At 36.5% G+C, this 23,749-nt stretch carries 31 protein-coding genes; 25 read left to right on the plus strand and 6 right to left on the minus strand.

Going from position 1 to position 23,749, the window contains the following annotated elements; all coding sequences use genetic code 11:
- Position 1 precedes the first annotated feature (1 nt).
- The 7 genes from ctaD (at position 2) to CZ490_RS04140 (ending at position 5,518) form a co-directional block, all read left to right on the plus strand.
- Entirely contained in the window at positions 2–1,876 is a 1,875-nt protein-coding gene (gene ctaD, locus CZ490_RS04110) for a cytochrome c oxidase subunit I (RefSeq protein ID WP_077617693.1), read from the plus strand.
- The gene (locus CZ490_RS04115; RefSeq protein ID WP_077617694.1) at positions 1,876–2,496 is read left to right on the plus strand and encodes a cytochrome (ubi)quinol oxidase subunit III; all 621 of its coding nucleotides are present in this window, start codon (positions 1,876–1,878) and stop codon (positions 2,494–2,496) included. Before ctaD ends, CZ490_RS04115 begins: the two co-directional genes overlap by 1 nt.
- A gap of 4 nt (positions 2,497–2,500) precedes the next feature.
- Complete coding sequence (ctaF, locus tag CZ490_RS04120; RefSeq protein WP_077617695.1) at positions 2,501–2,827, plus strand: cytochrome c oxidase subunit IVB; 327 nt, start codon at positions 2,501–2,503, stop codon at positions 2,825–2,827.
- Positions 2,828–2,994: 167 nt separating this feature from the next.
- Positions 2,995–3,900: a cytochrome c oxidase assembly factor CtaG gene (gene ctaG / locus CZ490_RS04125; protein ID WP_077617696.1), complete on the plus strand. Its 906-nt coding sequence runs from the start codon at positions 2,995–2,997 to the stop codon at positions 3,898–3,900.
- Between the two features lie 36 nt (positions 3,901–3,936).
- Positions 3,937–4,398 (plus strand): DUF420 domain-containing protein, encoded by a 462-nt coding sequence (locus CZ490_RS04130; RefSeq protein ID WP_077617697.1) that lies wholly within the window; start codon positions 3,937–3,939, stop codon positions 4,396–4,398.
- 136 nt (positions 4,399–4,534) lie between these two features.
- On the plus strand, positions 4,535–5,044 hold the full coding sequence (locus CZ490_RS04135) for a GNAT family N-acetyltransferase (RefSeq protein ID WP_077617698.1): 510 nt from the start codon (positions 4,535–4,537) through the stop codon (positions 5,042–5,044).
- A 111-nt stretch (positions 5,045–5,155) separates the two neighbouring features.
- The gene (locus CZ490_RS04140; protein WP_077617699.1) at positions 5,156–5,518 is read left to right on the plus strand and encodes an Asp23/Gls24 family envelope stress response protein; all 363 of its coding nucleotides are present in this window, start codon (positions 5,156–5,158) and stop codon (positions 5,516–5,518) included.
- A 39-nt stretch (positions 5,519–5,557) separates the two neighbouring features.
- Here CZ490_RS04140 and CZ490_RS04145 read toward each other — a convergent pair whose 3' ends face one another.
- Positions 5,558–5,926 carry a YugN family protein gene (locus CZ490_RS04145; RefSeq protein WP_077617700.1) on the minus strand — a complete coding sequence of 123 codons (369 nt, stop codon included), beginning with the start codon at positions 5,924–5,926 and terminating at the stop codon, positions 5,558–5,560.
- Between the two features lie 171 nt (positions 5,927–6,097).
- Here CZ490_RS04145 and safA point away from each other — a divergent pair, with 171 nt between their 5' ends.
- The 3 genes from safA to CZ490_RS04160 all read left to right on the plus strand — a co-directional run bounded on the left by safA (position 6,098) and on the right by CZ490_RS04160 (position 8,428).
- Complete coding sequence (gene safA / locus CZ490_RS04150; protein WP_077617701.1) at positions 6,098–6,715, plus strand: SafA/ExsA family spore coat assembly protein; 618 nt, start codon at positions 6,098–6,100, stop codon at positions 6,713–6,715.
- A 23-nt stretch (positions 6,716–6,738) separates the two neighbouring features.
- Positions 6,739–7,164, plus strand: coding sequence for a CBS domain-containing protein (locus CZ490_RS04155; RefSeq protein WP_077617702.1), 426 nt, complete (start codon positions 6,739–6,741; stop codon positions 7,162–7,164).
- Positions 7,165–7,381: 217 nt separating this feature from the next.
- Entirely contained in the window at positions 7,382–8,428 is a 1,047-nt protein-coding gene (locus tag CZ490_RS04160) for a CAP domain-containing protein (RefSeq protein ID WP_234987286.1), read from the plus strand.
- Positions 8,429–8,472: 44 nt separating this feature from the next.
- Here CZ490_RS04160 and CZ490_RS04165 read toward each other — a convergent pair whose 3' ends face one another.
- Positions 8,473–8,967: a PaaI family thioesterase gene (locus CZ490_RS04165; protein WP_077617703.1), complete on the minus strand. Its 495-nt coding sequence runs from the start codon at positions 8,965–8,967 to the stop codon at positions 8,473–8,475.
- Positions 8,968–9,110: 143 nt separating this feature from the next.
- On the opposite strand from CZ490_RS04165, the gene ylbD reads away from it, so the two are divergent.
- The 4 genes from ylbD (at position 9,111) to CZ490_RS04185 (ending at position 10,730) form a co-directional block, all read left to right on the plus strand.
- Positions 9,111–9,509 carry a YlbD family protein gene (ylbD, locus tag CZ490_RS04170; RefSeq protein ID WP_159439907.1) on the plus strand — a complete coding sequence of 133 codons (399 nt, stop codon included), beginning with the start codon at positions 9,111–9,113 and terminating at the stop codon, positions 9,507–9,509.
- Positions 9,510–9,528: 19 nt separating this feature from the next.
- Positions 9,529–9,768, plus strand: a complete 240-nt coding sequence (locus tag CZ490_RS04175; RefSeq protein WP_077617705.1) for a YlbE-like family protein — start codon at positions 9,529–9,531, stop codon at positions 9,766–9,768.
- 121 nt (positions 9,769–9,889) lie between these two features.
- Positions 9,890–10,333, plus strand: a complete 444-nt coding sequence (locus tag CZ490_RS04180; RefSeq protein ID WP_077617706.1) for a YlbF/YmcA family competence regulator — start codon at positions 9,890–9,892, stop codon at positions 10,331–10,333.
- Positions 10,334–10,454: 121 nt separating this feature from the next.
- Positions 10,455–10,730, plus strand: coding sequence for a YlbG family protein (locus CZ490_RS04185; RefSeq protein ID WP_077617707.1), 276 nt, complete (start codon positions 10,455–10,457; stop codon positions 10,728–10,730).
- A gap of 71 nt (positions 10,731–10,801) precedes the next feature.
- On the opposite strand, the gene CZ490_RS04190 is transcribed toward CZ490_RS04185, so the two are convergent.
- On the minus strand, positions 10,802–11,188 hold the full coding sequence (locus CZ490_RS04190; RefSeq protein ID WP_077617708.1) for a DUF7147 family protein: 387 nt from the start codon (positions 11,186–11,188) through the stop codon (positions 10,802–10,804).
- A 408-nt stretch (positions 11,189–11,596) separates the two neighbouring features.
- Between CZ490_RS04190 and rsmD the strand changes: the two genes are divergently transcribed.
- The gene (rsmD, locus tag CZ490_RS04195; protein WP_077617709.1) at positions 11,597–12,172 is read left to right on the plus strand and encodes a 16S rRNA (guanine(966)-N(2))-methyltransferase RsmD; all 576 of its coding nucleotides are present in this window, start codon (positions 11,597–11,599) and stop codon (positions 12,170–12,172) included.
- Positions 12,169–12,660 (plus strand): pantetheine-phosphate adenylyltransferase, encoded by a 492-nt coding sequence (gene coaD / locus CZ490_RS04200; RefSeq protein ID WP_077617710.1) that lies wholly within the window; start codon positions 12,169–12,171, stop codon positions 12,658–12,660. The genes rsmD and coaD overlap by 4 nt, the downstream gene beginning before the upstream one ends.
- Here the strand turns inward: coaD and ylbJ are convergent.
- Entirely contained in the window at positions 12,657–13,883 is a 1,227-nt protein-coding gene (gene ylbJ, locus CZ490_RS04205; RefSeq protein ID WP_077617711.1) for a sporulation integral membrane protein YlbJ, read from the minus strand. The genes coaD and ylbJ overlap by 4 nt on opposite strands.
- Before the next feature lie 273 nt (positions 13,884–14,156).
- Here ylbJ and CZ490_RS04210 point away from each other — a divergent pair, with 273 nt between their 5' ends.
- Together CZ490_RS04210 and CZ490_RS04215 are read left to right on the plus strand one after the other, a co-directional pair.
- Entirely contained in the window at positions 14,157–14,969 is an 813-nt protein-coding gene (locus CZ490_RS04210) for a patatin-like phospholipase family protein (RefSeq protein WP_077617712.1), read from the plus strand.
- Positions 14,950–15,975 (plus strand): SepM family pheromone-processing serine protease, encoded by a 1,026-nt coding sequence (locus tag CZ490_RS04215; RefSeq protein ID WP_077617713.1) that lies wholly within the window; start codon positions 14,950–14,952, stop codon positions 15,973–15,975. Before CZ490_RS04210 ends, CZ490_RS04215 begins: the two co-directional genes overlap by 20 nt.
- Before the next feature lie 76 nt (positions 15,976–16,051).
- Here the strand turns inward: CZ490_RS04215 and CZ490_RS04220 are convergent, their stop codons facing one another.
- Positions 16,052–17,293 carry a nucleotidyltransferase gene (locus CZ490_RS04220; protein WP_077617714.1) on the minus strand — a complete coding sequence of 414 codons (1,242 nt, stop codon included), beginning with the start codon at positions 17,291–17,293 and terminating at the stop codon, positions 16,052–16,054.
- Between the two features lie 274 nt (positions 17,294–17,567).
- Here CZ490_RS04220 and CZ490_RS04225 point away from each other — a divergent pair, with 274 nt between their 5' ends.
- From CZ490_RS04225 to gerR, 4 genes are all read left to right on the plus strand, one after another.
- The gene (locus CZ490_RS04225; RefSeq protein ID WP_077617715.1) at positions 17,568–18,089 is read left to right on the plus strand and encodes a YceD family protein; all 522 of its coding nucleotides are present in this window, start codon (positions 17,568–17,570) and stop codon (positions 18,087–18,089) included.
- 39 nt (positions 18,090–18,128) lie between these two features.
- On the plus strand, positions 18,129–18,302 hold the full coding sequence (gene rpmF, locus CZ490_RS04230; RefSeq protein ID WP_077617716.1) for a 50S ribosomal protein L32: 174 nt from the start codon (positions 18,129–18,131) through the stop codon (positions 18,300–18,302).
- 111 nt (positions 18,303–18,413) lie between these two features.
- Complete coding sequence (locus tag CZ490_RS04235) at positions 18,414–19,178, plus strand: enoyl-CoA hydratase/isomerase family protein (RefSeq protein WP_077617717.1); 765 nt, start codon at positions 18,414–18,416, stop codon at positions 19,176–19,178.
- Positions 19,179–19,263: 85 nt separating this feature from the next.
- The gene (gene gerR, locus CZ490_RS04240) at positions 19,264–19,878 is read left to right on the plus strand and encodes a sporulation-specific transcriptional regulator GerR (RefSeq protein ID WP_077617718.1); all 615 of its coding nucleotides are present in this window, start codon (positions 19,264–19,266) and stop codon (positions 19,876–19,878) included.
- Positions 19,879–19,934: 56 nt separating this feature from the next.
- On the opposite strand, the gene CZ490_RS04245 is transcribed toward gerR, so the two are convergent.
- Positions 19,935–20,408 (minus strand): N-acetyltransferase, encoded by a 474-nt coding sequence (locus CZ490_RS04245; protein ID WP_077617719.1) that lies wholly within the window; start codon positions 20,406–20,408, stop codon positions 19,935–19,937.
- Between the two features lie 182 nt (positions 20,409–20,590).
- Between CZ490_RS04245 and CZ490_RS04250 the strand changes: the two genes are divergently transcribed.
- The 3 genes from CZ490_RS04250 to CZ490_RS04260 are packed head-to-tail and all read left to right on the plus strand — an operon-like array spanning position 20,591 to position 23,703.
- Entirely contained in the window at positions 20,591–21,940 is a 1,350-nt protein-coding gene (locus CZ490_RS04250; protein ID WP_077617720.1) for an acetyl-CoA carboxylase biotin carboxylase subunit, read from the plus strand.
- Positions 21,937–22,149: an acetyl-CoA carboxylase biotin carboxyl carrier protein subunit gene (locus CZ490_RS04255; RefSeq protein WP_077617721.1), complete on the plus strand. Its 213-nt coding sequence runs from the start codon at positions 21,937–21,939 to the stop codon at positions 22,147–22,149. Before CZ490_RS04250 ends, CZ490_RS04255 begins: the two co-directional genes overlap by 4 nt.
- Positions 22,150–22,161: 12 nt before the next feature.
- On the plus strand, positions 22,162–23,703 hold the full coding sequence (locus tag CZ490_RS04260; protein WP_077617722.1) for an acyl-CoA carboxylase subunit beta: 1,542 nt from the start codon (positions 22,162–22,164) through the stop codon (positions 23,701–23,703).
- Positions 23,704–23,749: the final 46 nt, after the last annotated feature.

The raw sequence follows: 23,749 nt of genomic DNA on the forward strand, positions 1-23,749 counted from the left end.
TGTGAGTACTGTAGCTCAGAAAAAAGGGTTTGGCGCTACTATATGGGATTATTTAACAACCGTTGACCATAAAAAAATCGCTAAACTTTATCTAATGGCAGGTGGATTTTTCTTCTTACTCGGGGGAATTGAAGCCATGATTATCCGGATTCAGCTTGCTGTTCCCGATAATAACTTTGTAAGTGCAGGCTTTTTTAACGAACTTTTAACAATGCATGGTACAACAATGATTTTCTTGGCGGCCATGCCGTTATTACTTGGATTTATGAACGCAGTCATGCCACTCCAAATTGGCGCGCGTGACGTTGCATTTCCGTTTGTAAATGCTTTAGGTTTCTGGTTATTCTTCTTTGGAGGAGTATTTTTAAACTTAAGTTGGTTTTTCGATGGTGCACCAGATGCGGGCTGGACTTCATATGCTTCACTTGCATTGCACTCAGAAGGTCATGGTATCGATTTCTATGTACTGGGTCTACAAATTTCAGGTATCGGTACGTTAATTGGAGGTATTAACTTCCTAGTAACGATTATTACAATGAGAGCACCTGGAATGACGTATATGCGTATGCCATTATTCACTTGGACTACGTTTGTAGCATCTGCATTAATCTTATTCGCATTCCCTCCATTAACTGTTGGGTTATTGCTAATGATGTTTGACCGTATATTTGGTACAGCTTTCTTCGTCCCATCAATGGGAGGAAACACAATTATTTGGGAGCACTTATTCTGGATCTTCGGTCACCCAGAGGTTTATATCTTAATTCTCCCTGCTTTCGGGATTTTCTCTGAGATTTTTGCTACATTCTCAAGAAAAAGACTTTTCGGATATTCATCCATGGTATTTGCGACTGTATTAATCGGTTTCTTAGGTTTCATGGTATGGGCTCACCATATGTTTACTACTGGTTTAGGACCAATTGCTAACGCAATTTTTGCGGTTGCTACAATGGCGATTGCGATACCAACGGGTATTAAAATCTTTAACTGGCTCTTTACAATGTGGGGCGGTTCAATGGTATTTCCAACTCCTATGTTATATGCAATTGCATTTATTCCATCCTTCATCATGGGTGGTGTAACTGGAGTTATGCTAGGTTCTGCACCTGCAGACTATCAGTATCATGATACTTATTTCGTTGTAGCTCACTTCCACTATGTTATTGTTGGTGGTGTTGTATTCGCTGTATTAGCGGGGACTCACTACTGGTGGCCAAAAATGTTTGGTAAAATGTTAAACGATACTCTTGGTAAAGTTACTTTTTGGTTATTCTTAATTGGTTTCCATTTAACATTCTTTATTCAACACTTCCTTGGTCTTATGGGGATGCCACGTCGTGTATTCACATTCTTACCAAACCATGGTTGGGAACTTGGAAACGTAATTAGTTCCATTGGTGCTGCATTCATGGCACTTGGTGTTCTGATAATGTTATATAACATTGTTATTACATCGATTAAGGGAGAAGTTGCTAAAGCTGATGCTTGGGGAGATGGTCGTACACTAGAGTGGGCGATTGCATCACCACCACCAGAATATAACTATAAACAATTACCTTTAGTACGTGGATTAGATCCACTATGGGTAGAAAAAATGCAAGGTAAGAAAGAAATGACTCCTGCTGAACCACTTGGAGACATTCATATGCCAAATAATTCATTCTTACCTTTCGTAATTTCTTTAGGATTGTTCGTTGCAGCATTTGGTTTCTTATTCCATCCAGATGGTGTGAGTTGGTCAGTTCCAGTTATGATTATCGGAGGAATTATCACTTTTGGTGCGATGTTCTTACGTTCAATTATTGATGATCACGGATACCACATTCATAAGGCAGACTTAATGGATGATGATGACAAGAAGGGGGTTGAGGCATAATGCATGTGGAAGAAAAATTAACAGCTGAAACGTTTCCTGCAGAGCCTGAAAGAGCGACCCTTGAAGGAAAAAATAAGTTTATCGGTTTTTGGCTCTTCCTTGGAGGCGAAACTGTACTGTTTGCTTCATTATTTGCAACATATTTAGCGTTAAATAAAAGTAATGGTTCAGGACCGGCTTCTCAGGATTTGTTTGAAATACCATTAGCTTTTACAATGACTATGATTCTTTTAACAAGTTCATTGACTAGTGTGTACGCTATGTACCACATGAAAAACTTTAATTTTAAAAAGATGCAACTTTGGTTAGGTCTAACTGTACTACTTGGTGCAGCATTCCTAGGATTGGAAATTTATGAGTTTAACCATTATGTACATTTAGGTCATACAATCACGGGTAGTGCTTTTGGTTCAGCATTCTATTTACTTGTTGGAACTCACGGCGCTCACGTATTATTCGGATTATGTTGGATATTGACAATCATGATTCGAAATGCAAACCGTGGACTAGATTTATATAATGCACCTAAGTTTTATGTGGCTAGTTTATACTGGCACTTTATTGACGTAGTTTGGGTGTTCATCTTTACTGTTGTATATCTTATGGGAATGGTGGGATAAACACATGACAAATAATTCGAATAACACTAATGTTGATTTAGCCTATCGTAGACGTAAGAGCGCAGAAGAAATGAAGCACCAAGTCATTACTTTTGCTCTCATGATATTTCTTACTATCATTGCATTTATTGCAGTAGGATATGGTGAATTTTCACCATATGTCGTAGTACCTTTAATTCTGTTACTGGCTGTGATACAGGTTATCTTACAATTGTATTACTTCATGCACATGAATCATAAAGGACATGAAGCACCAAAAATGTTCTTGTTTTCTGGAGTATTAATTGCTGCTATTACTGTCCTATGCTTTATGACAATTATTTGGTGGTAAGTGTCGGAGAAAGTCGGTTTTATAACCGGCTTTCTTTTTTATGGTTAATATCTTATGCTTATCCAGTTTAGACACTAAATGTTCAAAATGGTATGTTTGCATGGATATTTTCCTAGAGGTATAATTAATAGTATGTGTACATTGCTTATATTAATTAAAGGGGTGAGATGGAGATGTCTATAGATATCTTTGGTTTTCGGGCATTATGGAGTCCCTATTTTTTCGTATCGCTTTTAGTCATAACGATATTATATTTTATGATTGTTGGTCCGTGGAGACATCGATTTACTCATTCTGAACCTACTTCAATAAAAACAAAGGTTTTATTTGTGCTTGGGATGATCCTCCTTTATTTATGCAAAGGAAGTCCTATTGATTTGTTAGGTCATATGACGATGAGTGCTCATATGACTCAAATGGCAGTACTTTATTTAATAGTACCGACATTTTTTATATTGGGTGTACCTAATTGGTTATGGAGGGTTTTTATCAATCTCAAAGTTATAAAGCCGTTTTTTAAGTTTTTCACAAAGCCACTAATTGCTTTAGTTTTATTCAACGGATCATTTTCTTTATATCATATCCCACTGGTTTTTGACTTTGTCAAAACAAATGTGATTATCCATGCTGCTACAACGAGTGTAATATTTATTGCTGCCTTCTTTATGTGGTGGCCCTTAATTAACAAGTTAGAAGAGTGGAACACACTGAGTGGGCTCAAAAAAGTTGGTTATATTTTCGCTGATGGTATGTTATTAACACCTGCATGTGCATTAATTATTTTTGCAGATACAGCTATGTATTCAACATATACTGAGCTTGGAGCGTGGATGAATGCACTTGCACTTTGTGTACCAGCTTCTATGCTTGAAAGTATGAATCTTACAGGACCACAAATGTTTGGCTTTATGCCTCCGCTTGAAGATCAACGTACTGGCGGCGTCATCATGAAAATCATTCAAGAGTTCGTTTACGCCATTTTGCTAGCCAAAGTATTCTTTGAGTGGGTTCGAAAAGAGCGTGAGGATGAAAAGTTACTTGACGAGCAATTACTCAAGCCACAAACAAATTAAAATAGTTAAGAGAGAACGTTACGAGAGAGGTTTACTATGAATTTACCGTTACTACCTACATTGAGCACTACTTTTATTATATTAAGTGCAGTAACAGTTGCTATCGGTTGGTATTTAATTAAACAGAAAAAAATTGATGCTCATAAAAAAGCAATGACGACAGCTGCAATTTTTGCTTTAATTTTCTTCATTATTTACATGTCGAGAACAATTTTTGTTGGAAATACATCATTTGGCGGACCAGATGATATCAAGATATACTACACAATATTTCTAATCTTTCATATCTTCTTGGCAACAACTGGAGCCGTATTTGGAGTGGTGACCCTATATCTTGGTTATAAAAATAAAATTGCCAAGCATCGTAAGCTTGGTCCGATTACTAGCATCATTTGGTTTTTTACGGCCATAACTGGTGTTGCGGTTTATTTATTATTGTATGTTTTTTATAAAGGTGGGGAAACCACTTCGCTGTTAAAAGCAATTTTAGGTTTCTAAAGCAACGATATGTTAATGGGTGTAATATGTATAAGGTGTTCTAGAATAGAATATTCTAGAGCACCTTTTTTTTGTACTCTATTTCACATACACAATTTTATTTACTTTTATAATTTGGTAGAGGGGAGTGTTAGGGATGATTGAGATCTTTACAGAAAACTTATTATTGGTTCCATGTTCTTTAGATATTGCCAAGTCATTAGTTTTTCATCGCAAAGAACTTGAAAAACGATCACCTATAACGATTCCACAAAATTGGCCATCTCCATTAATTACTGGTATTCTTCCGTTTTATATAGAAAAGCTTGAGAAGGATGAAAACCATTATGGCTGGGGATTATGGCTAATCATTAATTATGCTGATAAACGAATTATCGGGGATATTTATCTTCAAGGTAAACCTGATAAAAAAGGGAATGTCCAATTGACTTATACGATGAATCGTGAGTATCAAAAAACAGGCTTAACTTACGAAGCTGTCGATGCTTTAATTGATTGGCTTGTTACACAAGCTGACGCCAAAAAAGTGTTAATGGAGTGTAGTGACAGTAATTATCAATCGATTCAGCTCTTTGAAAAATTGGGGATGAGATGTACAAAAAAGGACGGTAGGTTTCTAACATGGGAGCTTCGTAAGGTTATCTAACTCACGAAAAAAAGATTTTTCTAGACTAGTGCCCAATTCCTTTCTGCTTGCATATGGTAGGAGTAACCTTATAAGATTTATATTTAGAAGGATGAAGGAGTGTTGTATGGGATGGTTAGAAAATCGTTAGAAAATGGCTCTCTTTATATCAAAAATGATGTTTTAGCAATGATTGCTTCAATTTGTGTAGAAGATACGGAAGGAGTTTCTATTATTGCAGGATTTAAGGACGGAGTAACTGGAATTTTGAATCGAAATTTCCATAAAAACGGAATAACTGTTATTGAAGAAGAGGATAGTATTTCACTTGAAATTAAAATCGCTATTGAGTATGGGCTTGAGATTAAAAAGACTTGCGAAGTTTTGCAAGCTGCAATATTACATGAAATTGAAAGTATGACCGGAATTACTCTTTCTAACCTAACCATAAAAGTCGAAGGGCTTACAAACTCACATACACTAGTGACAACGTAAAAAAGGAACAGTACTGACTGTTCCTTTTTATGTGCGTATTTATGCGTTTACCACTGCATCAATTTGTTCTTTTACTTTTGCAAGGATGCGATTACATTGGTCTACTAGTGTTTTTGGAAAGACCTCATTTTCACCGTATTCAACTCCATGCGGGTAATAGTACTTACCGACAAATGGAGTTAGTAATTTGATTGTTGCATCAGTCGCATTCTCTTCAATAATTCCCTCGACTGCATAACCTTGAACACGAAGGTAGTAAATATCCCCCTTAATTTCAAACTTATAGTCATATGTAATTCTTTCATAATCCCACTGACCTGCAAGAACAAAACCTTCTGCTCTCATGATATCAGTTAATCTCGGTAACTCGATTGTTACGTTTTCAATCCCCGTATTTTCAAATTTCATTTAGTATCCCTCCAAAAACCGTCAACAAACGATTTATATGTTCTCAGTATAATAATAGTACGAAAAGATTCAAGTTGCAACGTTTGACATTAATATGTCACGAAAAATAAAAAATATTTTATGTGAAATTTATATTGTTTTGGTCAAACTAACAAAGAAAGGAGGGACAAGATGAAGAAATTTCTTTTCATACTCACGGCTGTCCTAGTTGTTTTAAGCAGTCCAGTGATTGCAAATGGACAAGGAACTACTACATATACTGTACAGCCTGGTGACTCTTTATGGAAAATTGCTGTACGATATCAAGTTGGTTTGTCTGAAATAATTCAAGCAAATCCTCAGTTTCGAAATCCAAATCTCATTTATCCAGGACAAAGGGTAACGATCCCAATCTTAGATACTGTAAAAAGTATTGAAAATCAAGTTATCTCTTTGACGAATCAAGAAAGAGCAAAACATGGTTTACCAGCACTAAAGACCGACTGGGAGCTTTCAAGAGTAGCACGTTATAAATCGGTGGATATGAGAGATCGAAATTATTTTGACCACACCTCGCCTACATATGGATCTCCATTTACAATGATGAGAAACTTTGGTATTTCTTATCGTTCTGCTGCGGAGAATATAGCAGCTGGACAGAGAACACCACAGGAGGTTGTAAATGCGTGGATGAACAGTCCTGGACATCGTGCAAATATCCTAAAGCGTGATGTTACCCATATTGGTGTAGGCTATGCAGAAGGCGGATCAAAAAGACATTACTGGACTCAAATGTTTATTGGAAAATAACACTAAAATTTAGGGAGGTTACAATGGAAACGGTTCGAGAAGTAATGAGTACTGATATTGAATATTGTACACCCCTAGACAATGTCTACGAAGTTGCAGTTAAGATGAAAGAATTAAATGTCGGCGCAATTCCAATTCTCGAAGATAATAATCTAATTGGTATGATTACTGACCGTGATCTAGTTGTTCGCGGATATGCAGAAAAGAGATCTGGCTCTAATCAAGTGACTAATGTGATGAGTGAGAATTTAATTACGTGTTCCCCGGATACATCTTTAAAAGAGGCCTCTGATTTGATGGCTAAACATCAAATCAGACGTTTACCAGTTGTAGAGAACAAGAAGCTCGTAGGGATAGTGTCATTAGGTGATTTAGCGACAAATGACATGTCTGACCAACAAGCTGGAGAAGCATTAAGTGATATCTCTGAACAAGATCAAATTCATTAATAGGCACTTTCATGAGCGGACGAGCGAGGTAAGCAACGATGTATGCGAGCGTTTGTCAGCAGTCTGAGGCAGGCACTAACGGTGCCTGCCTTTTTTTATTTTCCTCGACGAATCTCTGATTCACGCATAAATCTAGTGAAATATAAATATATATGAGAGAAATAACTATTATTTATCAAACGCAAATCATAATAAGGGTGTGTTTCCTTTGAAGATAGTGAAGATTATAGTTACTCTCCTACTTTTTGTTTCTAGCATTTATTATATTTCTAATAATCTTCGAAAAGTTGAGGTTACCAGTGTTGAAAATCATGTGTATCCTATGTCCAGTTCAACAAATGTAAATCTTCCCATTCATGAAGAAGTTCATCAATTTGATGGACTCTATTCCTTAATTGGAATGGATCACTCTCAAATAATTGAAAAATTAGGTAAACCGAATCGGGTTGATTGTTCATCCTATGATTATGATTGGTTGGTGTATAACTTAGATCTTAATAACTATATACAAGTTGGAGTTGAAAATGATAGGGTGGTTACTGTATTTGGAACAGGTAGTGATGTTCAAGTTAATCCTTTTAAAATTGGACAACCCCTATCAGAACTAGAATCAAAAGGATTAATTAAACCTGAAATCTCTTTAAATATCAATAAAAACCGTTACCGTTTTGAATTAACGAATGAGGAACAAAAATCAAGACCTTTAATTGCTCTGGGAAATGTATATGTTCAACTGTATATTGATACTTTTACAGGAAAAATATCAAGCATTCGTTTTTTAGATGGAAAGACATTAATAAAGCTTCGGCCATATGAGTTGGCCTATCGAGGAGTATTACTGTCTTCAGCAGAGATTTCAAAGGTGGATTGGAAGAAAGTTGAAAAAGGTAACTCATCTCAGATCCGTGATTTAACAAATGTCATTCGAATAAGACATGGAATTCCTCCACTACTAGAAGATGATAAATTAGCAAGTGTGGCATACTTGCACAGCAAAGATATGAGGATAAATGAATACTTTGATCATACTTCTCCTACAACGGGTGGTCTCGCTGATAGACTTGCTAAGGGCAAGGTAGGCTATCAATTGGCGGGAGAAAATATTGCAGCTAAATATGTGGATGGAATTGCGGCTGTGGAAGGGTGGCTCAATAGTAAAGGTCATCGTGAAACTCTTTTAAACCGAGATTACAATTATCTTGGTGTAGGGGTGTATGAAAAATACTACACTCAAAACTTTATCAGCAAAAATGAACTGCATTAAAAAGCAAGGGATACATATCTATGTATCGCTTGCTTTTCTTTGTTTCACTTCACAGGGCGATTAATGATGAAGAAACTTCCTGTAGCATGCGCGATTAATGTCTCGTCATCGCGGAAAACTCTACCTTCAATTACGCATATCTTTGATCCCTTGTGTATCATTTTTGCAACACAGCGGAATTCTTTTCCGATTCCAGGAGCCACATAATTAATCTTCATCTCGGTTGTAATGGCTGCCTTATTCTCTGGAAGTACATGGTGTACAACTGAGCCCATTGCAGAATCAAGCAATGTTGCCGTAATTCCTCCATGGACGATTTGGAGTGGGTTTTGAATAAGTGCTGTATTCGGAATAGTAATCTCATACGTTTGATCGTCAATGACTTGTCGTTTCGTTTGCAATAATCCTCCAATATATGACCCATTTTGTTTTGTTTGTTTTCGTATCACAGCATCAATTGCTTGTTCCATTGCTTGACGTTCTTCTTCATTTGCTTCAAGGAAAAATGACTGTAATTTTTGTAGTATGCGATCTTCCATCATCAATACCTCAAATCCATAATATTTTTACTATTCTTATTTTAACAATTGAATAGGAGATATTGCAATTTAAAATGGGCGAACCAAACAATTTTATAAAGATAAACTATAGTAGGCAATCGTATGAATTAGAGGTGATTGAAATGAAAAAAAAGGTTCATCCATCGATTCAAGAATTTAAATCCTTTGTGAAAAAACATCCTGTTTTGATTCAAGAAGTACGTAAAGGTGCCCTTAACTGGCAAGAAGTATATGAAGACTGGTATATACTTGGCGAGGATGATAAGAAATGGATAAAATATAAAGACAAGGACAGCAAAATGGAAGAAAGTAAGAAAGAGGATTTTATCGGCAAAATCTTTACATCTTTTAAAAATGCAGATATGAATAATTTACAGCAGCAAATCTCGAATGTAGGTGAAGCCATTTCTACAATTCAAGCTGTGATTCACCAGTTTCGAGGGGAAAATAAGTCTAATCAACAGACTTCCCAGACTTCTTCGCTTAAACAACATCATCCTTTTGCCTTTCGAAAAGATTAGGTGAGAGGAGAGAAACTAGATGCGGAAAGAAACATACGATTATATCAAACGTCAAAAAAAGTTGCGATCTTTTATCCGTGAAAACCCAATATGGTATCGAAAATTATCTCGTAATCCAGCTGAATATAACAGTTTGGAAAGTGAGGCAAAAATATATTTTAAGCAAACGGTCCCACATAAAGTGCAAAAACTTAACCAATCCTTAGAAATGGCTTCTTTCATGTTACAAATGTATCAAGGGATGCGACAGAGCGATTAATATAAGTAAAATTATAATAACTGTTAAGTCGGGGTTTAATGCCTCGACTTAATCTATTTTGAGGCGCAAAGATGCCATTAGGTAAAAATCATGGTATAGTGGAAAGTGGAGGTGTTTTATTTTGATAGCTACAATTGAACGAGTTGAAATACTTGAAGAAGCGGAAGCAATTTCATCTATGATTCTACAATCGGAACTGGCAGAGGAATACCGAAGCTGTTTATATACATTGCAAAAGGATAAAGAAGCACAGAAACTTATTGCTAACTTTCAAATTATGAAAGAAAAATATGAAGAAGTCCAACGCTTTGGGAAATACCATCCTGATTTTCGAACTGTTTCAAAAGAGACAAGAGAACTTAAAAGAAAACTTGACCTTCATGAAACAATTGCGGATTTTAAAAAAGCAGAGGATAATCTTCAGAAAGTGCTAGATGAGATAAGTGTACTATTAGGTAGAGCCGTATCAGAACATATCAAGGTACCTACTGGGAATCCTTATTTTGATTCTATTTCAAGCTGTGGTGGTGGATGTGGAAGCGGTGGTGGATGTGGTTGTAAATAATCCAACCGGAAAACGTCCTATTTTTCAGAAAAAATAAACCTTTTCCCTTAGTTCATATTGTAAAAATTTAACTTGATATGCTACACTATACAATAAGTTATTGAAATAAGGAGAAAACGCTATGATTGGACAACGCCAAGGAATTATTATTTGGCTTCACTCGTTAAAGCACTCAAAAATGTTGCGTAAATTTGGCAATATTCATTATGTATCCAAACGTTTAAAATATGTCGTTCTTTATAATGATTTGGAAAATACGGATTCAATTGTAGAAAAGTTAAATTCTCTTCCCTATGTAAAAAGGGTAGAACCTTCATATAAACCTTTTTTAAAGATTGAGTTTGAGAACAAAAAACCAGATCGAGCGAAAGAATACGATTATAAGATTGGATTATAAAAAGCGTATTAAAAGCAAACTGCTTTTGATACGCTTTTATTATGCTGTCGTTATGCATTTGCCATCTTTCATTATAGTGATGGGATAAAGTGGTTCATCCGTAAGATCCCGATTAAGTGTTGGTAATAGAGTTCTTTTTCTCCAAACATTGTTGATGGTTTTACATCAAGGCTGATTATCGGAAAGTCAAGTTCAGTTGCTACTTCACTAAACAGTAAATATCGTTTGTTTGGTTTTACTTCAGGATTAGGAATTCCCTCTCTACAGATATAAATAGCTTGGAAGTCACCTGGTTTTGTAGGATGAAAAGCTACAGCCAAAGAGGTCACAGGCCTGCCATTAATCGTCGAGTTAAATGCAAATAGTTTTGAGACTCTGTGTCTATTACCTCTAGCAAGTTCAATAAGCTCATAAATATCAGAATATCCTTCACCAATCTCTATAAAACGTTGTATCATCCAAATTCCCCTCAATTAATTATTTTCCATGTATACTGTACCATGAAAAGATTAGGAGGAACAATCGAATAAAAGAAAAAACCCCTGCAAGTCTACCTGCAGGGTCCTTCCATTCCACGTTTGTCGTTACCGTTCACATGGAAGAAGGCAAAGGGAGAGGAGAAACCGGAGGAAGAACTTATGGGGAAACGTAAGTCTTCTCCGCGGTTGGCAACAACATCCTCGAATGATGTTGTTAGTACTAATTATGACCAATTGGAAAATGTGTATACATGAAGTCCCTTATTTTATTTTTCAAAAGTAAATTTTTGTCGAATATAGGACTAGAATTTTTAGTTATACATTAACAAACGTTATTGTTTATGGTAGGATAATGTTATTCAATTTACATAGACAGTGGTGATAGTAATGAGAGTCGTATCCGGATTCAAGAAGGGTCTTCACTTGAAAGCGGTACCAGGAACGTCGACACGTCCGACTACGGACAAAGTGAAGGAAGCCATTTTTAATATCATTGGTCCATATTTTGAGGGTGGAAATGGACTTGATTTATTTGGAGGAAGCGGAGGACTTGGAATAGAAGCGCTTAGTCGCGGAGTTGATAAGGTTATCTTTGTTGACCGTGATCAAAAGGCGATACAAACGATAAAAGCAAATCTAGAAACATGTCATTATCAAAATCAAGCTGAAGTATATCGAAATGATGCTTTTAGAGCGTTAAAGGCTATTATTAAGCGGGATATCAAATTTGATCTGGTTTTTCTAGATCCACCGTATAAAGCGCAAAAACTTACGGAGCTTATTGAAGAAATAAGTAATCATCATCTTCTAACAAATGAGGGTTATATCATCGCAGAACATGGCTCAGAAGTAGTGCTAGACAAATCTATCGGTAACCTCACCATGGTTCGTCACGAATTATATGGAATCATAGGTGTTTCAATCTATAGACTCAATGAAGGATGGGAAGGGGAAACGAAATGACGAGTATTGCGGTATGCCCGGGAAGCTTTGATCCTGTTACAAATGGGCACCTTGATATTATTAAACGAGGGGCAAAAGTGTTTGATAAAATTTATGTGTGTGTGTTAAATAACTCTTCAAAACAACCTTTGTTCACTGTAGAAGAACGAATTAAACTTTTACAAGAAAGTACAGAGAATATACCTAATATTGAGGTGGAATCCTTTCAAGGTCTTTTAATGGATTACGCTAGTAAGAAAAATGCCAATACAATTTTAAGAGGACTTCGTGCAGTCTCAGATTTTGAATATGAAATGCAAATAACCTCAATGAACCGAATATTAAATGAAAAAATCGAAACATTTTTTATGATGACAAATAATCAATATTCATTCTTAAGTTCAAGCATAGTAAAGGAAGCAGCCAAATACCATGGTGAAATCTCTGAGCTCGTACCAAAGCCTGTTGAACTGGCGTTGAAAGAGAAATTTAAAAGCCCCGCAAATTAGATGCGTGGGCTTTTAAGTTTGCTAGCGTATACGATGATGTAGCTAAGCAATGATAATATTGTAATAAGTGGACCGTATGTCAACAAACCAGACCAAACGGCTTCTATCCAATATGGACCTTGCTCTGGTAGAAAAGGAGAGAAGACCCCGAATGTTTCTTGAGAACCCGCATTTTTTACATATAATGGATTCCATAATATATAGGAGATTACCCCGGCTATAAAACCATGCATTATACGAGCAACGAAAAATGGTTTAAATCTTATATCCGTCTCAGCTAAGATACTTGCAACTTGTGCTTGAACAGATAGTCCACAAAATCCAAGGATAAAACTGACTGCAATAACCTTTGGTAGTAATTCAATATGTTCTAATTCACTTGTCATCATGGAACCAGTGGTTATTTCAAAAATCCCCGAAATAAGTGGGATGCTAAGATCTGATGGTAGTTGAAAAAGTTTTAAAAATAGTGATAATCCGCCAGCAATTAGTGCAATAAAATTAATTAGAGATAGTAGCTTATTAAAAACAGAGAATAGGATTATAAATCCACCAATCATTAGCAATGTTTGTATAGAGGTAGAAACTGCATCTCCTAATAATTGCCCAAATGGTCTCTTTTCTTTAAGCCTTGTACGATGGAGTTCCTGTAGGGCTTTTACGAATATACTCTTTTTTTCTTCGTCTTTGGGGGTATGTTCATCATCTTTCTTACCGTGAAACCTCATAATTAATCCTACACAAAAATTCCCCACATAATGACTAACTGCCAGTAAGATTCCCAATTGAGGATTTTCGAAAAATCCTACAGAAATAGCAGCAAAAATAAACAGAGGATTTGAGGCATTAGCAAAGGAAACAAGCCTTTCTGCTTCAACTCGTGTAATTTGTTTCTCTTGTCTAAGTCTAGCCGTAAGTTTTGCCCCCGCGGGAAATCCAGAAGCCATTCCCATTGCCCATGCAAATCCACCGACACCTGGGACTCGGAATAATGGTCTCATTAAGGGTTCAAACAAGACTCCGATAAACTTAACAACACCAAAACCAATTAATAACTCGGAAATAATTAAGAACGGGAGTAAGGAAGGGAATACAATTTTCCACCACATTTCCAACCCCACCCGTGAAGCCTCTAGTGATTCTTTTGGAAAATAAATAAGAGCAATCGTAAGTAAAGATATTCCTGCTGCAATTGTTACGGTTTTAAATCTCGATCGTATCAATGGTACTCCTCCTACAGATGTCTTCTCTTCTATACAATAAATTCTAATTAGTGATAGAATAAGAGAGCCCACAATTTTCAGAAATCTTCAGTCTGGGTAAGTGACCAGGGTGAAACAAGTTTCAATACATATCTGGGATGGTTTGTACATCTATTTAAATATACGTGGATAGGTAGTGTGTTTAGACCAAAAGTTTGTACAAGTTTTCATTTCTTTTTTCATATACTGATATAAAATTAAGGTGAAATCATATGTGAAGGACTATGTTAGGGGATGATTCTTATGAAACCTGTAATTGGATTAGCACTGGGATCTGGTGGAGCAAGAGGCTTTGCCCATTTAGGAGTAATTAAAGTTCTATTGGAAGAAAAAATTCCAATCAATCTTATCGCAGGATCAAGCATGGGTGCCCTTGTTGCAAGCTTTTATGGAGCAGGCTTAGATATTAATCGCTTGTATAAACTTGCGCTTGCTTTTAAGCGTAAGTATTACTTAGATTTTACAGTTCCAAAGATGGGTTTTATTTCAGGTAGGAGAGTAAAGGAACTAATCCGTGTCTTTACACACGGTAAAAATATAGAGCAATTAGATATTCCAGTTGGAATTGTCGCAACCGATCTCTTAACAGGTGAAAAAGTCGTGTTTCGAAATGGCCCCGTTGCAGATGCAGTGCGGGCAAGTATAGCTATCCCTGGTATTTTTGTACCTGAAAAAGTAGATGGTCGTATTCTCGTTGATGGCGGTGTAATTGACCGAGTACCGATTTCTGTTGTTAAGGATATGGGAGCAGATATCGTTATTGCAGTTGATGTATCACATGTTAAAATAAATGAAGAGATTACTTCAATTTTTGATGTGATCCTACAGAGCATTGATATAATGCAAAAAGAACTAGTTAAGTATGGGGAATTTTCATCTGACATTATGATTCGACCGCATGTAGGACATTATAGTTCACGTGCTTTCACAAATATTGAGGACATTATCCGAATCGGGGAAGAAGAAACTAGACAACAACTCCCAATGATCAGAGAGGTAATCGGAAAGTGGAAGGAGTCCAGCTCGAATGAAGAAAAAGAAAAATAAAGCTTATCTAAATGCCCTATTAATTGGAATAGTACTTGCTATGCTTGGCACTTTTATACAGCTTCCATACTATGTAACAAAACCGGGAATGGCAACAGAACTTGAGCCCATTATTGATGTGGAGAACGGCTTTCAAGAAGAAGGAGAATTCCTATTAACAACAATACGTATGGGGAAAGCGAACGTATTTAGTTATGCATGGGCAAATATAGCTAAATATCATGAAATCCTTCCAATTAATCATGTACGAAGAGAAAATGAGAGTGATGAAGAATATTCAAATCGCCAAATGTATTATATGGAGGACTCCCAAGAGTCTGCAATTACTGTCGCTTATAGGTACGCTGATAAACCTGTAACGTTAAAAAACAATGGGATATACATAATGGGAATTGTTGAAGGAATGCCTGCAAAGAATGAACTAAAGCCTGGTGATCGTATTTTTGCGGTTGATGGGATACAAATTGATGAACATACACAATTCATGGACTATGTAGGCGATAAAAAAGAAGGTGAAGTAATAGAAATTTCTATTGTAAGAAACGGAGAAGAAAAGTCGGTTTCAGTGGCACTTGCCCCGTTTCCAACAAACCCTGATAAAATAGGGATAGGTATTGAATTAATTACGGACATTGAAGTTGTGACAGATCCAAGTATAAAAATTGATACAGAGAAAATTGGAGGTCCTTCTGCTGGACTCATGTTTACTCTTGAAATTTATAACCAGCTAACCGAAAAAGATTTTACACATGGCTTGCGTATTGCTGGTACTGGAACAATAAATCTTGAAGGGCAGGTAGGTCCAATAGGCGGAATTGGACAAAAAATAGTTGCAGCGGATAATTCTGATGTTGATATATTCTTTGCACCAAATGAAAATGGGGCAGCCAATTCAGACTACCAACAGGCGTTAGCAACAGCAAAGGATATAAAGAGCGACATGAAGATTGTCCCTGTGGATACTTTCGAAGATGCACTTAATTATCTAGCAAGTCTTGATAAATAAATTTAAAAACAGCCACTACCTAAACAGGAGTGGCTGTTACATTTAAGATGAGGGTAATCGAAATATAAGTTCACAACTACACATATTTCTGTTCTTTTTCATTATACCTTATCGGAGGAGTTGCGTATTCCTGCCGTAGAAGTGAAGAACGAAGTGGTTCAGGAAAGATAGCCAAGTAGGTTTGTGCGGCCTTCCAATCCAATGTAAAAAGTTCATCAGAAAAATGTGTACCCTTTGAGATAATTGGAAGCTCAACCTCCTTTTTAACTTGATTCAAATAGCTCTGTCCATTCTGTGACATTCCCAATAAACGTATATAAGTTGCAACTGGCTTCTCATTAATCGGTTTAAGCTGTTCTTTCGTTGTATTTGTTAAGATATGTACACATAATCTCTGTAGTCTAGTCCATGTATATCGCTTTGTTTTTATTTTCTCCATAAAATTTTGGAATGAGACTGATTCTGAAATATAGGTTAAGAGCCTGTTTTCGATACCCTCTTCTGCTTCATAGATATTTGCTAATTCAGAAGATGTTGATATAAGAAGTTTATATTTCAATAATGAAAAATACTCCTCCCACCGATGAAATAATTGATTCTTTTGGTAATAAGATAGTAGCCACTTTGAAGTGGAGATCGGGAGATAATTTTGGATTTCATCCATACTTTTCTCAGAAGAGAACAAGGTTTTGCGAATACTTGTTGCACTTGCAATTGATTCATGCGAAAATGCTTCATCATGGTATCCAGCAGAAGTCCTCATGATTGTTTTAGCTTTTAGTGAACTTTTTTGGTCATGTATAGCTTTAACGTAATGATAACCCAATATGTTATTTGGTTTTGACAAATCAACGTATGTATCTACATTTGAGAGTGTAGAATAAGCTAGAGATGCTGCTTTTGGATAGCTATACCCTTTTTTTATGTATTGCTGGGTGAAGTAATCATACGCTTCTTGGTTGTTTCTCATAAAACTAACGGTACTTTCAAAATCTTCAATTGTACCACTTTCACTGCCGAAACAGACTTCCTCACAACGCAGTGCACTTATTAGCGATATGGCCCCGTTCGCAAAATTTTCAGCTTTTTGGGTTGCGAATGCATAGGGCAATTCAATAACGATGTCAACGCCTGCTTCTAATGCCATTTTTGTCCTTGTCCATTTTGATACAAGGGCAGGTTCTCCGCGTTGTAGAAAGTTTCCACTCATGACAGCAATTATACAATCTGCATTCGTCTTCTTTTTTGTTTCATCAAGATGGAACTTGTGCCCATTATGAAATGGATTATATTCAACAATTACACCTACAGCTTTCATAATTTCACCCTTTATTTAAAAACTTAATTTGGCGCGAGTAGCTCCTATTGTATAGCAAATTCCTACCAGTAGATGTGTTTTTTAAAAGTATTATAATTAAGGTAATGAGCTAGCGCTATTTCAATTTAAAAACTTTATTTTTTAAATATCATTTTTTTGGAAAAGCTGATATAGTAGATAAGTATCTATACGTTAAGTATAGTGTAAAGAAAAAATATTGACAAATGTAATCCGCAAAGCTATAATTACCTTTGTTGCCTTGAGGTGATTTCACTTGAAATGGACAATTAATCAATTAAATCAGTTAGCTCAAAAAGGCTTAATGATTGATGAAATGGTTGATGTAAGAGATTTGATGGAGCTAGATAAATCGATTCGAGATATTTCGCCGGTACAAGTTACTGGTCGTGCTGATTTAAGCTCTACAAAAGCAAGCTTTCATTTAACAATTTCTGGATCTATGATTTTGCCTTGTTCTCGAACCTTGGTTGATGTAAAATTTCCATTCGAGATCAAAACAACTGAAACGTTTTTACTTAGACTGACGTCTGATTTTGACCTACAGTCAGAAGAGGATGTTCATCAAGTTAAAGGAGAAGTAATTGATTTACTTCCGCTAATCAAGGAAAATATTTTACTTGAAATACCAATTCAGATTTTTTGTGATGAAGATTCGAACTCTGAAGAAGCTGCGCCACAGTCAGGAAAAGATTGGGAAGTTATCAGCGAAGATGATAAAAAGAACAAGATTGACCCTAGATTGGCCGGTTTAGCAAAATTCTTTGAAGACGAATAAAATCCATCTTGATCTACTCTTTTTAAGGAGGTGGGAATAATGGCTGTACCTTTTAGAAGAACATCTAAAACAAGAAAAAGACTACGTCGTACACATTTCAAATTACAAGTGCCAGGTATGGTGGCATGCCCAAACTGTGGTGAAATGAAATTAGCACACCGCGTATGTAAAGAATGCGGTACCTACAAAGGAAAAGAAGTTGTTAACAAGTAATTTTTGTTAACAGACTTTGGAAAAGTAAAGCGTATTGATAACTCTGTTATCAATACGCTTTTTAATTTGTCTATAGTACAATAGGATAAAAAGGTATAAGGGTGTAATGTCATGTCTAAATACATAATAAGTCGAGATGATAAGGGAACAGTTTGGTTTACAATTAATCGACCGGAAAAATGGAACGCTATTGATTATGATGTTATGGATGGACTTGCTCAAGTGATAAATGAAGTAGAAGTGAATGATGACGACAGGGTACTAGTAATAACGGGAGCAGGCCAAAAGGCTTTTTGCTCTGGCGGTGACTTATCTGTGTTTCAACACTTAAAGACCAAAGAAGAAGCACATCGAATGCTTAGTCGCATGGGAATGATTCTGCATTCTCTCGCTACATTATCCAAGCCTACTATTGCTCTATTGAACGGACTAGCAATCGGGGGTGGATGCGAGCTTGCAACAGCCTGTGATTATAGACTAGCATCTCCTGGTAGTAGATTTGGTTTTGTTCAGGGAAAACAAGGGATTACAACTGGATGGGGTGGTGCGACTATCCTACTAGAAAGATTACCTATTGATCAAGCCTATCACCTTCTTTTGACAGGTGAAATCTATACTGCTAAGGAGGGGAAAGAGGTTGGTTTTATTCAACATGTCCTGTCTTTGGACAATACTATCAAGGGATGCGAAGAGTTTATATCTAAAGAAATCTTACATACATCTTTAGTAGTAAAAGCATATAAAAAGGTAGTAAATATGAAATGGGCACATACTGGACTGAAGGAGAGAATGCTGGAAGAAATTAAGGAATGCTCAGCCTTGTGGGTAACTCGTGAGCATCTTGAGGCAGTGAGTAAAATAATGCAAAAGGAATAATTATTTTCTTACTAGATTGTGTATAGTCTATCTTTTCTACCACATGCATATGTATAAGTAAAAAAGAAGTTTAGGAGGGAAAGATATGACTTCAACACGTCAAGATGCATGGACTCAAGATGAGGATTTATTGCTTGCAGAAGTGGTATTACGCCACATCCGTGAGGGAGGTACACAATTAGGTGCTTTTGAAGAAGTTGGTCGTACATTATCACGTACTGCTGCTGCCTGTGGTTTTAGGTGGAATTCCTATGTACGTAAACAATATAAATCTGGGATTGAGCTGGCCAAAAAACAAAGAAAAGAATTAAAAAAACAAAACAGTGGAGAAGAACCTGCGTCAATATCTGAAGCACAACAACCTGAAGAAACTGCTAATAGTAACCCAGTATTACGATTAAGGGATGTTATTCAATTTCTCGAAGAATATGAAAAAACAGAGAATAAATTACAGGATGTTGTAAATGAAAATAAAAACTTGATCGCTCAGATAAATAAACTCCAAGATCAAGTTAGCGCCTTAAAAGCAAAAAATAACACATTAGAGAATAATATTCAATTAATCGAGGAAGATTATAAGGCATTGATTGAAATCATGGAACGTGCCAGAAAAATGGTGGTTCTCCAAGAAGATGAAAGAAGTAAAAAGGTCAAATTTCAAATGGATCGTAACGGGAATTTAGAGAGAGTTGAAAAATAAACACAAAAACAGCTGACTAGTTTCAGCTGTTTTTCATGTCTTGACGCAGATCCTATTTACTCTAATTCATGGACACCTTCTGGGAACCAAAGAAGAGGGTTTTCTCCAAGGTCACGTTCCATATTGTATGCCGCCGGTGTAAAGCCCATTTTCTCCCAAAACTCAGAAGATTTTACACGAGGGTTTGTTTTGATCGGTAGTTTGTACGATTTTGCATAATCTACTAAAGCTTTTCCAAATCCTTTATTTTGGTAATTTGGAAGTACTTCAAGTTTCCAAAGTTCTAAGTAATCCTGTGCAGGTTCAAAATATTTATTGAACTTTTTATCCACGCGATAAAGGCTCATCCGGGCTACTAATTTATCACCAAAATAAATGCCGTAAAATGGTGATACACTATCATTTTCTATAATATTTGATTCAAGATCTTCAAGCATAGATAGCTCTTGGAGACCATATTCTTTAAAGGCTTTAAATTCTTCGAGTGTTTTATAGTTTACTAATAATTTCTCAACTTTTGCCGTATACATTTGATATCCCCCTTGCAATTCTACTAAGAGAAACTGAAAATTTTAATATTACAATTATTATACATCAAAGTGACGAAAAATTCTGTAGAAAAATATAGAAAGCGTTTACAAAAGTGTGCAGGAATATGTAGATTGGTGTAGAACTTATAATTTGTATCTTTTTTGCGAAAGGGGAATAGATCATGAAAAAGGTGCTAATTGCGAACAGGGGAGAAATTGCTACACGAATTATTAAAACGTGTCATGAGATGGGGATTGAGACGGTCGCTATCTATTCTGATGCAGATCAAGAATTACCTTTTGTAAAAAATGCAACCTTGTCATATCGCATAGGTGAACCCCCGGTTATGAAATCTTACCTTCAAATAGAAAAAATCATTGAAATTGCCGTTAAGGAAAAAGTAGATGCTATTCATCCGGGCTATGGGTTTTTATCCGAAAATGCAAACTTTGCGCGAGCAGTTGCAGACAAGGGGATTGTATTTATTGGTCCAACACCTGAGATTATTTCATTGATGGGGGACAAGGTGAAAGCAAGAAAAACGATGAGTGAAGCGGGTATACCTGTTGTTCCAGGTAGTGACAAAGGGGTTCAAACTCTTGAGGAAGCTCACCAACTGGCGTTAGAATATGGCTACCCTGTGATGTTAAAGGCAAGCGGTGGTGGGGGCGGAATTGGAATGGTCTGTTGTCATACTGAGGAAGAGTTACAAAAGGCTTTCCAAACAACTAAGACGAGAGCTAAATCATATTTTGGAAATGATGAAGTGTTTATCGAAAAATTTATCCCAAACGCAAGACATATCGAGGTTCAAATATTTGGCGACCATGAAGGAAATATTGTCCATCTTTTTGAGAGAGACTGTTCTATACAACGTCGAAACCAAAAGGTCATTGAAGAAACACCATCACCATTTTTATCAAAAAAAACACGAAAAAATATCTGTCATGCTGCTAAAAAGGCTGCAGATTATGTAGGTTATACCAATGCTGGAACAATCGAATTTATTGTTGATGAACAAGAAAACTTTTACTTTTTAGAGATGAATACAAGGCTTCAGGTGGAACATGCAATTACAGAAATGACGACAAATATTGATCTTGTAAAATGGCAATTGCTTGTTTCAATGGGAGAAAAACTACCTCTATTCCAAAACGAAATAATATCAACCGGTCATTCTATAGAGTTTCGAGTATATGCAGAAGACCCAGTAAAGTTTTTCCCTTCCCCAGGGAAAATTGAAAAATTTACGCTACCAATTAATAGTCCCAATGTACGAGTCGACAATGGGTATGAAGAACGAGCTACTGTTACGCCCTATTATGACCCGATGATTGCTAAAATTATAGTAAAAGGCAATAACCGTAATGAGGCAATACAAACGGCAAAACAATATTTGGAACAAATTGTAATAAGAGGAATTAAAACAAACATTCCATTATTTACACAAATTATAAGTGAAAAATCCTTTTTAAATGGAGAATATACAACAAACTATTTATCGCAGATGAATAAGGAGGAATTAAAATGAAGGAAATTACAGCAAGCATGGCTGGTACAGTTTTACAAGTGTTGGTTACAGTGGGTGATGAGGTTAGCGAGGGTCAAGTTGTTGTTATGCTTGAATCAATGAAAATGGAAATTCCTATCGAAAGTGAGCAAGCCGGAACGGTTACTACTGTAAATATAAATAGTGGTGATTTTGTGAATGAGGAAGATGTATTACTTGTACTAGAATAGGAGGGTAATGAAATGCTTCATACAAAAGATTTAGATCAATTAGTAATAGAGAAGAGAAAAGAAATTGAAGCAGGTGGACATGAAAAGTATCATCAAAAGCTTAAAGAACAAAATAAATTATTTGTACGTGACCGTCTTGCCCTTTTATTTGATAATGGGCTATATCAAGAAGATGGGAAATTTGCCAATAATTCAGCGGGAGATTTGCCTGCTGACGGTGTCGTCACCGCTATTGGTGAGGTTAATGGTCAAAAGGTATGTGTTATGGCAAACGACTCAACAGTAAAAGCGGGCTCTTGGGGAGCAAGAACTGTTGAAAAAATTATACGTATCCAAGAAACTGCTGAAAAGCTACGCGTGCCTCTTTTATACTTAGTAGATTCGGCCGGAGCACGTATTACAGATCAGTTAGATATGTTTCCAAATCGCCGGGGTGCAGGACGCATCTTTCATAATCAAGTAAGACTATCTGGGATGATTCCTCAAATTTGCCTTTTATTTGGTCCCTCAGCTGCGGGCGGAGCGTACATACCTGCATTTTGCGATATTGTGATTATGGTCGATAAGAATGCATCAATGTATTTAGGTTCGCCGAGGATGGCGGAGAAGGTAATTGGTGAGAAGGTCTCACTTGAAGAAATGGGTGGAGCGAGAATGCATTGTACAGTAAGTGGCTGTGGAGACGTACTTGCTGTAAATGAAGAGGAAGCGATTAAAAGTGCGCAGAATTATTTGCAGTTTTTTCCTGCCAATTTTCAAAACAAACCTTCCATTATAGAAGGTAAGTTGCCTAAGGAAGGTAAAGGTCTTCAAGAAATTATACCGGTCAATCAAAATGCGCCTTTTAATATGTATGAGGGAATCGATGCTCTTATTGATGAGGGAAGTTTCTATGAGATTAAGAAATTGTTTGCTCCAGAAATAATTACTGGTCTTGCTCGAATTGATGGTAGACCAGTTGGAATCATTGCTAACCAGCCAAAGGTTAAGGGGGGCGTCTTGTTTGTAGACTCTGCAGACAAGGCAGCAAAATTTATTACGTTATGTGATGCTTTCCACATCCCTTTAGTGTTCTTAGCTGATGTTCCTGGATTTATGATTGGTACGAAGGTTGAGCGAGCAGGAATTATAAGACACGGAGCTAAACTTATTGCAGCCATGAGTTCTGCAACTGTACCCAAAATTTCAGTAATTGTCCGAAAAGCGTATGGAGCGGGTTTATATGCAATGGCAGGCCCAGCTTTTGAACCTGATTACTGTGTAGCTTTACCTACTGCTCAAATCGCAGTAATGGGGCCGGAAGCAGCGGTAAATGCTGTTTACTCAAATAAAATTAATGAAATAGAAGATCCGAAAGAACGAATTACTTTTGTTCAGCAAAAACAACAGGAGTATAAGGAGGCGATTGACATATATAAGCTTGCCTCTGAGCTAATTATAGATGATATCGTACCTGCAGCTGAACTTCGCAATGTCCTCGTTGGCCGCTTGGCAGCCTATGAAACAAAAGAAGTGCATTATGGACAAAAGAAACACCCGGTCTACCCGGTGTAATAAAACTAAGACTCTAACCCCAAAGCTCTATCTTTGGGGTTTTTAT

Origin of the sequence: Litchfieldia sinesaloumensis (assembly GCF_900156865.1) — a bacterium.
GTDB classification, from domain to species: Bacteria; Bacillota; Bacilli; order Bacillales; family Bacillaceae_L; genus Ferdinandcohnia; species Ferdinandcohnia sinesaloumensis.

Excerpts from the sequence above, each read along its gene's own strand:
- CZ490_RS04115 (WP_077617694.1), top strand. The coding sequence starts at position 1,876 with ATGCATGTGGAAGAAAAATTAACAGCTGAAACGTTTCCTGCAGAGCCT.
- ctaF (WP_077617695.1), top strand. The coding sequence starts at position 2,501 with ATGACAAATAATTCGAATAACACTAATGTTGATTTAGCCTATCGTAGA.
- ctaG (WP_077617696.1), top strand. The coding sequence starts at position 2,995 with ATGGAGATGTCTATAGATATCTTTGGTTTTCGGGCATTATGGAGTCCC.
- CZ490_RS04130 (WP_077617697.1), top strand. The coding sequence starts at position 3,937 with ATGAATTTACCGTTACTACCTACATTGAGCACTACTTTTATTATATTA.
- CZ490_RS04135 (WP_077617698.1), top strand. The coding sequence starts at position 4,535 with ATGATTGAGATCTTTACAGAAAACTTATTATTGGTTCCATGTTCTTTA.
- CZ490_RS04140 (WP_077617699.1), top strand. The coding sequence starts at position 5,156 with ATGGTTAGAAAATCGTTAGAAAATGGCTCTCTTTATATCAAAAATGAT.
- CZ490_RS04145 (WP_077617700.1), bottom strand. The coding sequence starts at position 5,926 with ATGAAATTTGAAAATACGGGGATTGAAAACGTAACAATCGAGTTACCG.
- safA (WP_077617701.1), top strand. The coding sequence starts at position 6,098 with ATGAAGAAATTTCTTTTCATACTCACGGCTGTCCTAGTTGTTTTAAGC.
- CZ490_RS04155 (WP_077617702.1), top strand. The coding sequence starts at position 6,739 with ATGGAAACGGTTCGAGAAGTAATGAGTACTGATATTGAATATTGTACA.
- CZ490_RS04165 (WP_077617703.1), bottom strand. The coding sequence starts at position 8,967 with ATGGAAGATCGCATACTACAAAAATTACAGTCATTTTTCCTTGAAGCA.
- ylbD (WP_159439907.1), top strand. The coding sequence starts at position 9,111 with ATGAAAAAAAAGGTTCATCCATCGATTCAAGAATTTAAATCCTTTGTG.
- CZ490_RS04175 (WP_077617705.1), top strand. The coding sequence starts at position 9,529 with ATGCGGAAAGAAACATACGATTATATCAAACGTCAAAAAAAGTTGCGA.
- CZ490_RS04185 (WP_077617707.1), top strand. The coding sequence starts at position 10,455 with ATGATTGGACAACGCCAAGGAATTATTATTTGGCTTCACTCGTTAAAG.
- CZ490_RS04190 (WP_077617708.1), bottom strand. The coding sequence starts at position 11,188 with ATGATACAACGTTTTATAGAGATTGGTGAAGGATATTCTGATATTTAT.
- rsmD (WP_077617709.1), top strand. The coding sequence starts at position 11,597 with ATGAGAGTCGTATCCGGATTCAAGAAGGGTCTTCACTTGAAAGCGGTA.
- coaD (WP_077617710.1), top strand. The coding sequence starts at position 12,169 with ATGACGAGTATTGCGGTATGCCCGGGAAGCTTTGATCCTGTTACAAAT.
- CZ490_RS04210 (WP_077617712.1), top strand. The coding sequence starts at position 14,157 with ATGATTCTTATGAAACCTGTAATTGGATTAGCACTGGGATCTGGTGGA.
- CZ490_RS04215 (WP_077617713.1), top strand. The coding sequence starts at position 14,950 with ATGAAGAAAAAGAAAAATAAAGCTTATCTAAATGCCCTATTAATTGGA.
- CZ490_RS04220 (WP_077617714.1), bottom strand. The coding sequence starts at position 17,293 with ATGAAAGCTGTAGGTGTAATTGTTGAATATAATCCATTTCATAATGGG.
- rpmF (WP_077617716.1), top strand. The coding sequence starts at position 18,129 with ATGGCTGTACCTTTTAGAAGAACATCTAAAACAAGAAAAAGACTACGT.
- CZ490_RS04235 (WP_077617717.1), top strand. The coding sequence starts at position 18,414 with ATGTCTAAATACATAATAAGTCGAGATGATAAGGGAACAGTTTGGTTT.
- gerR (WP_077617718.1), top strand. The coding sequence starts at position 19,264 with ATGACTTCAACACGTCAAGATGCATGGACTCAAGATGAGGATTTATTG.
- CZ490_RS04245 (WP_077617719.1), bottom strand. The coding sequence starts at position 20,408 with ATGTATACGGCAAAAGTTGAGAAATTATTAGTAAACTATAAAACACTC.
- CZ490_RS04250 (WP_077617720.1), top strand. The coding sequence starts at position 20,591 with ATGAAAAAGGTGCTAATTGCGAACAGGGGAGAAATTGCTACACGAATT.
- CZ490_RS04255 (WP_077617721.1), top strand. The coding sequence starts at position 21,937 with ATGAAGGAAATTACAGCAAGCATGGCTGGTACAGTTTTACAAGTGTTG.
- CZ490_RS04260 (WP_077617722.1), top strand. The coding sequence starts at position 22,162 with ATGCTTCATACAAAAGATTTAGATCAATTAGTAATAGAGAAGAGAAAA.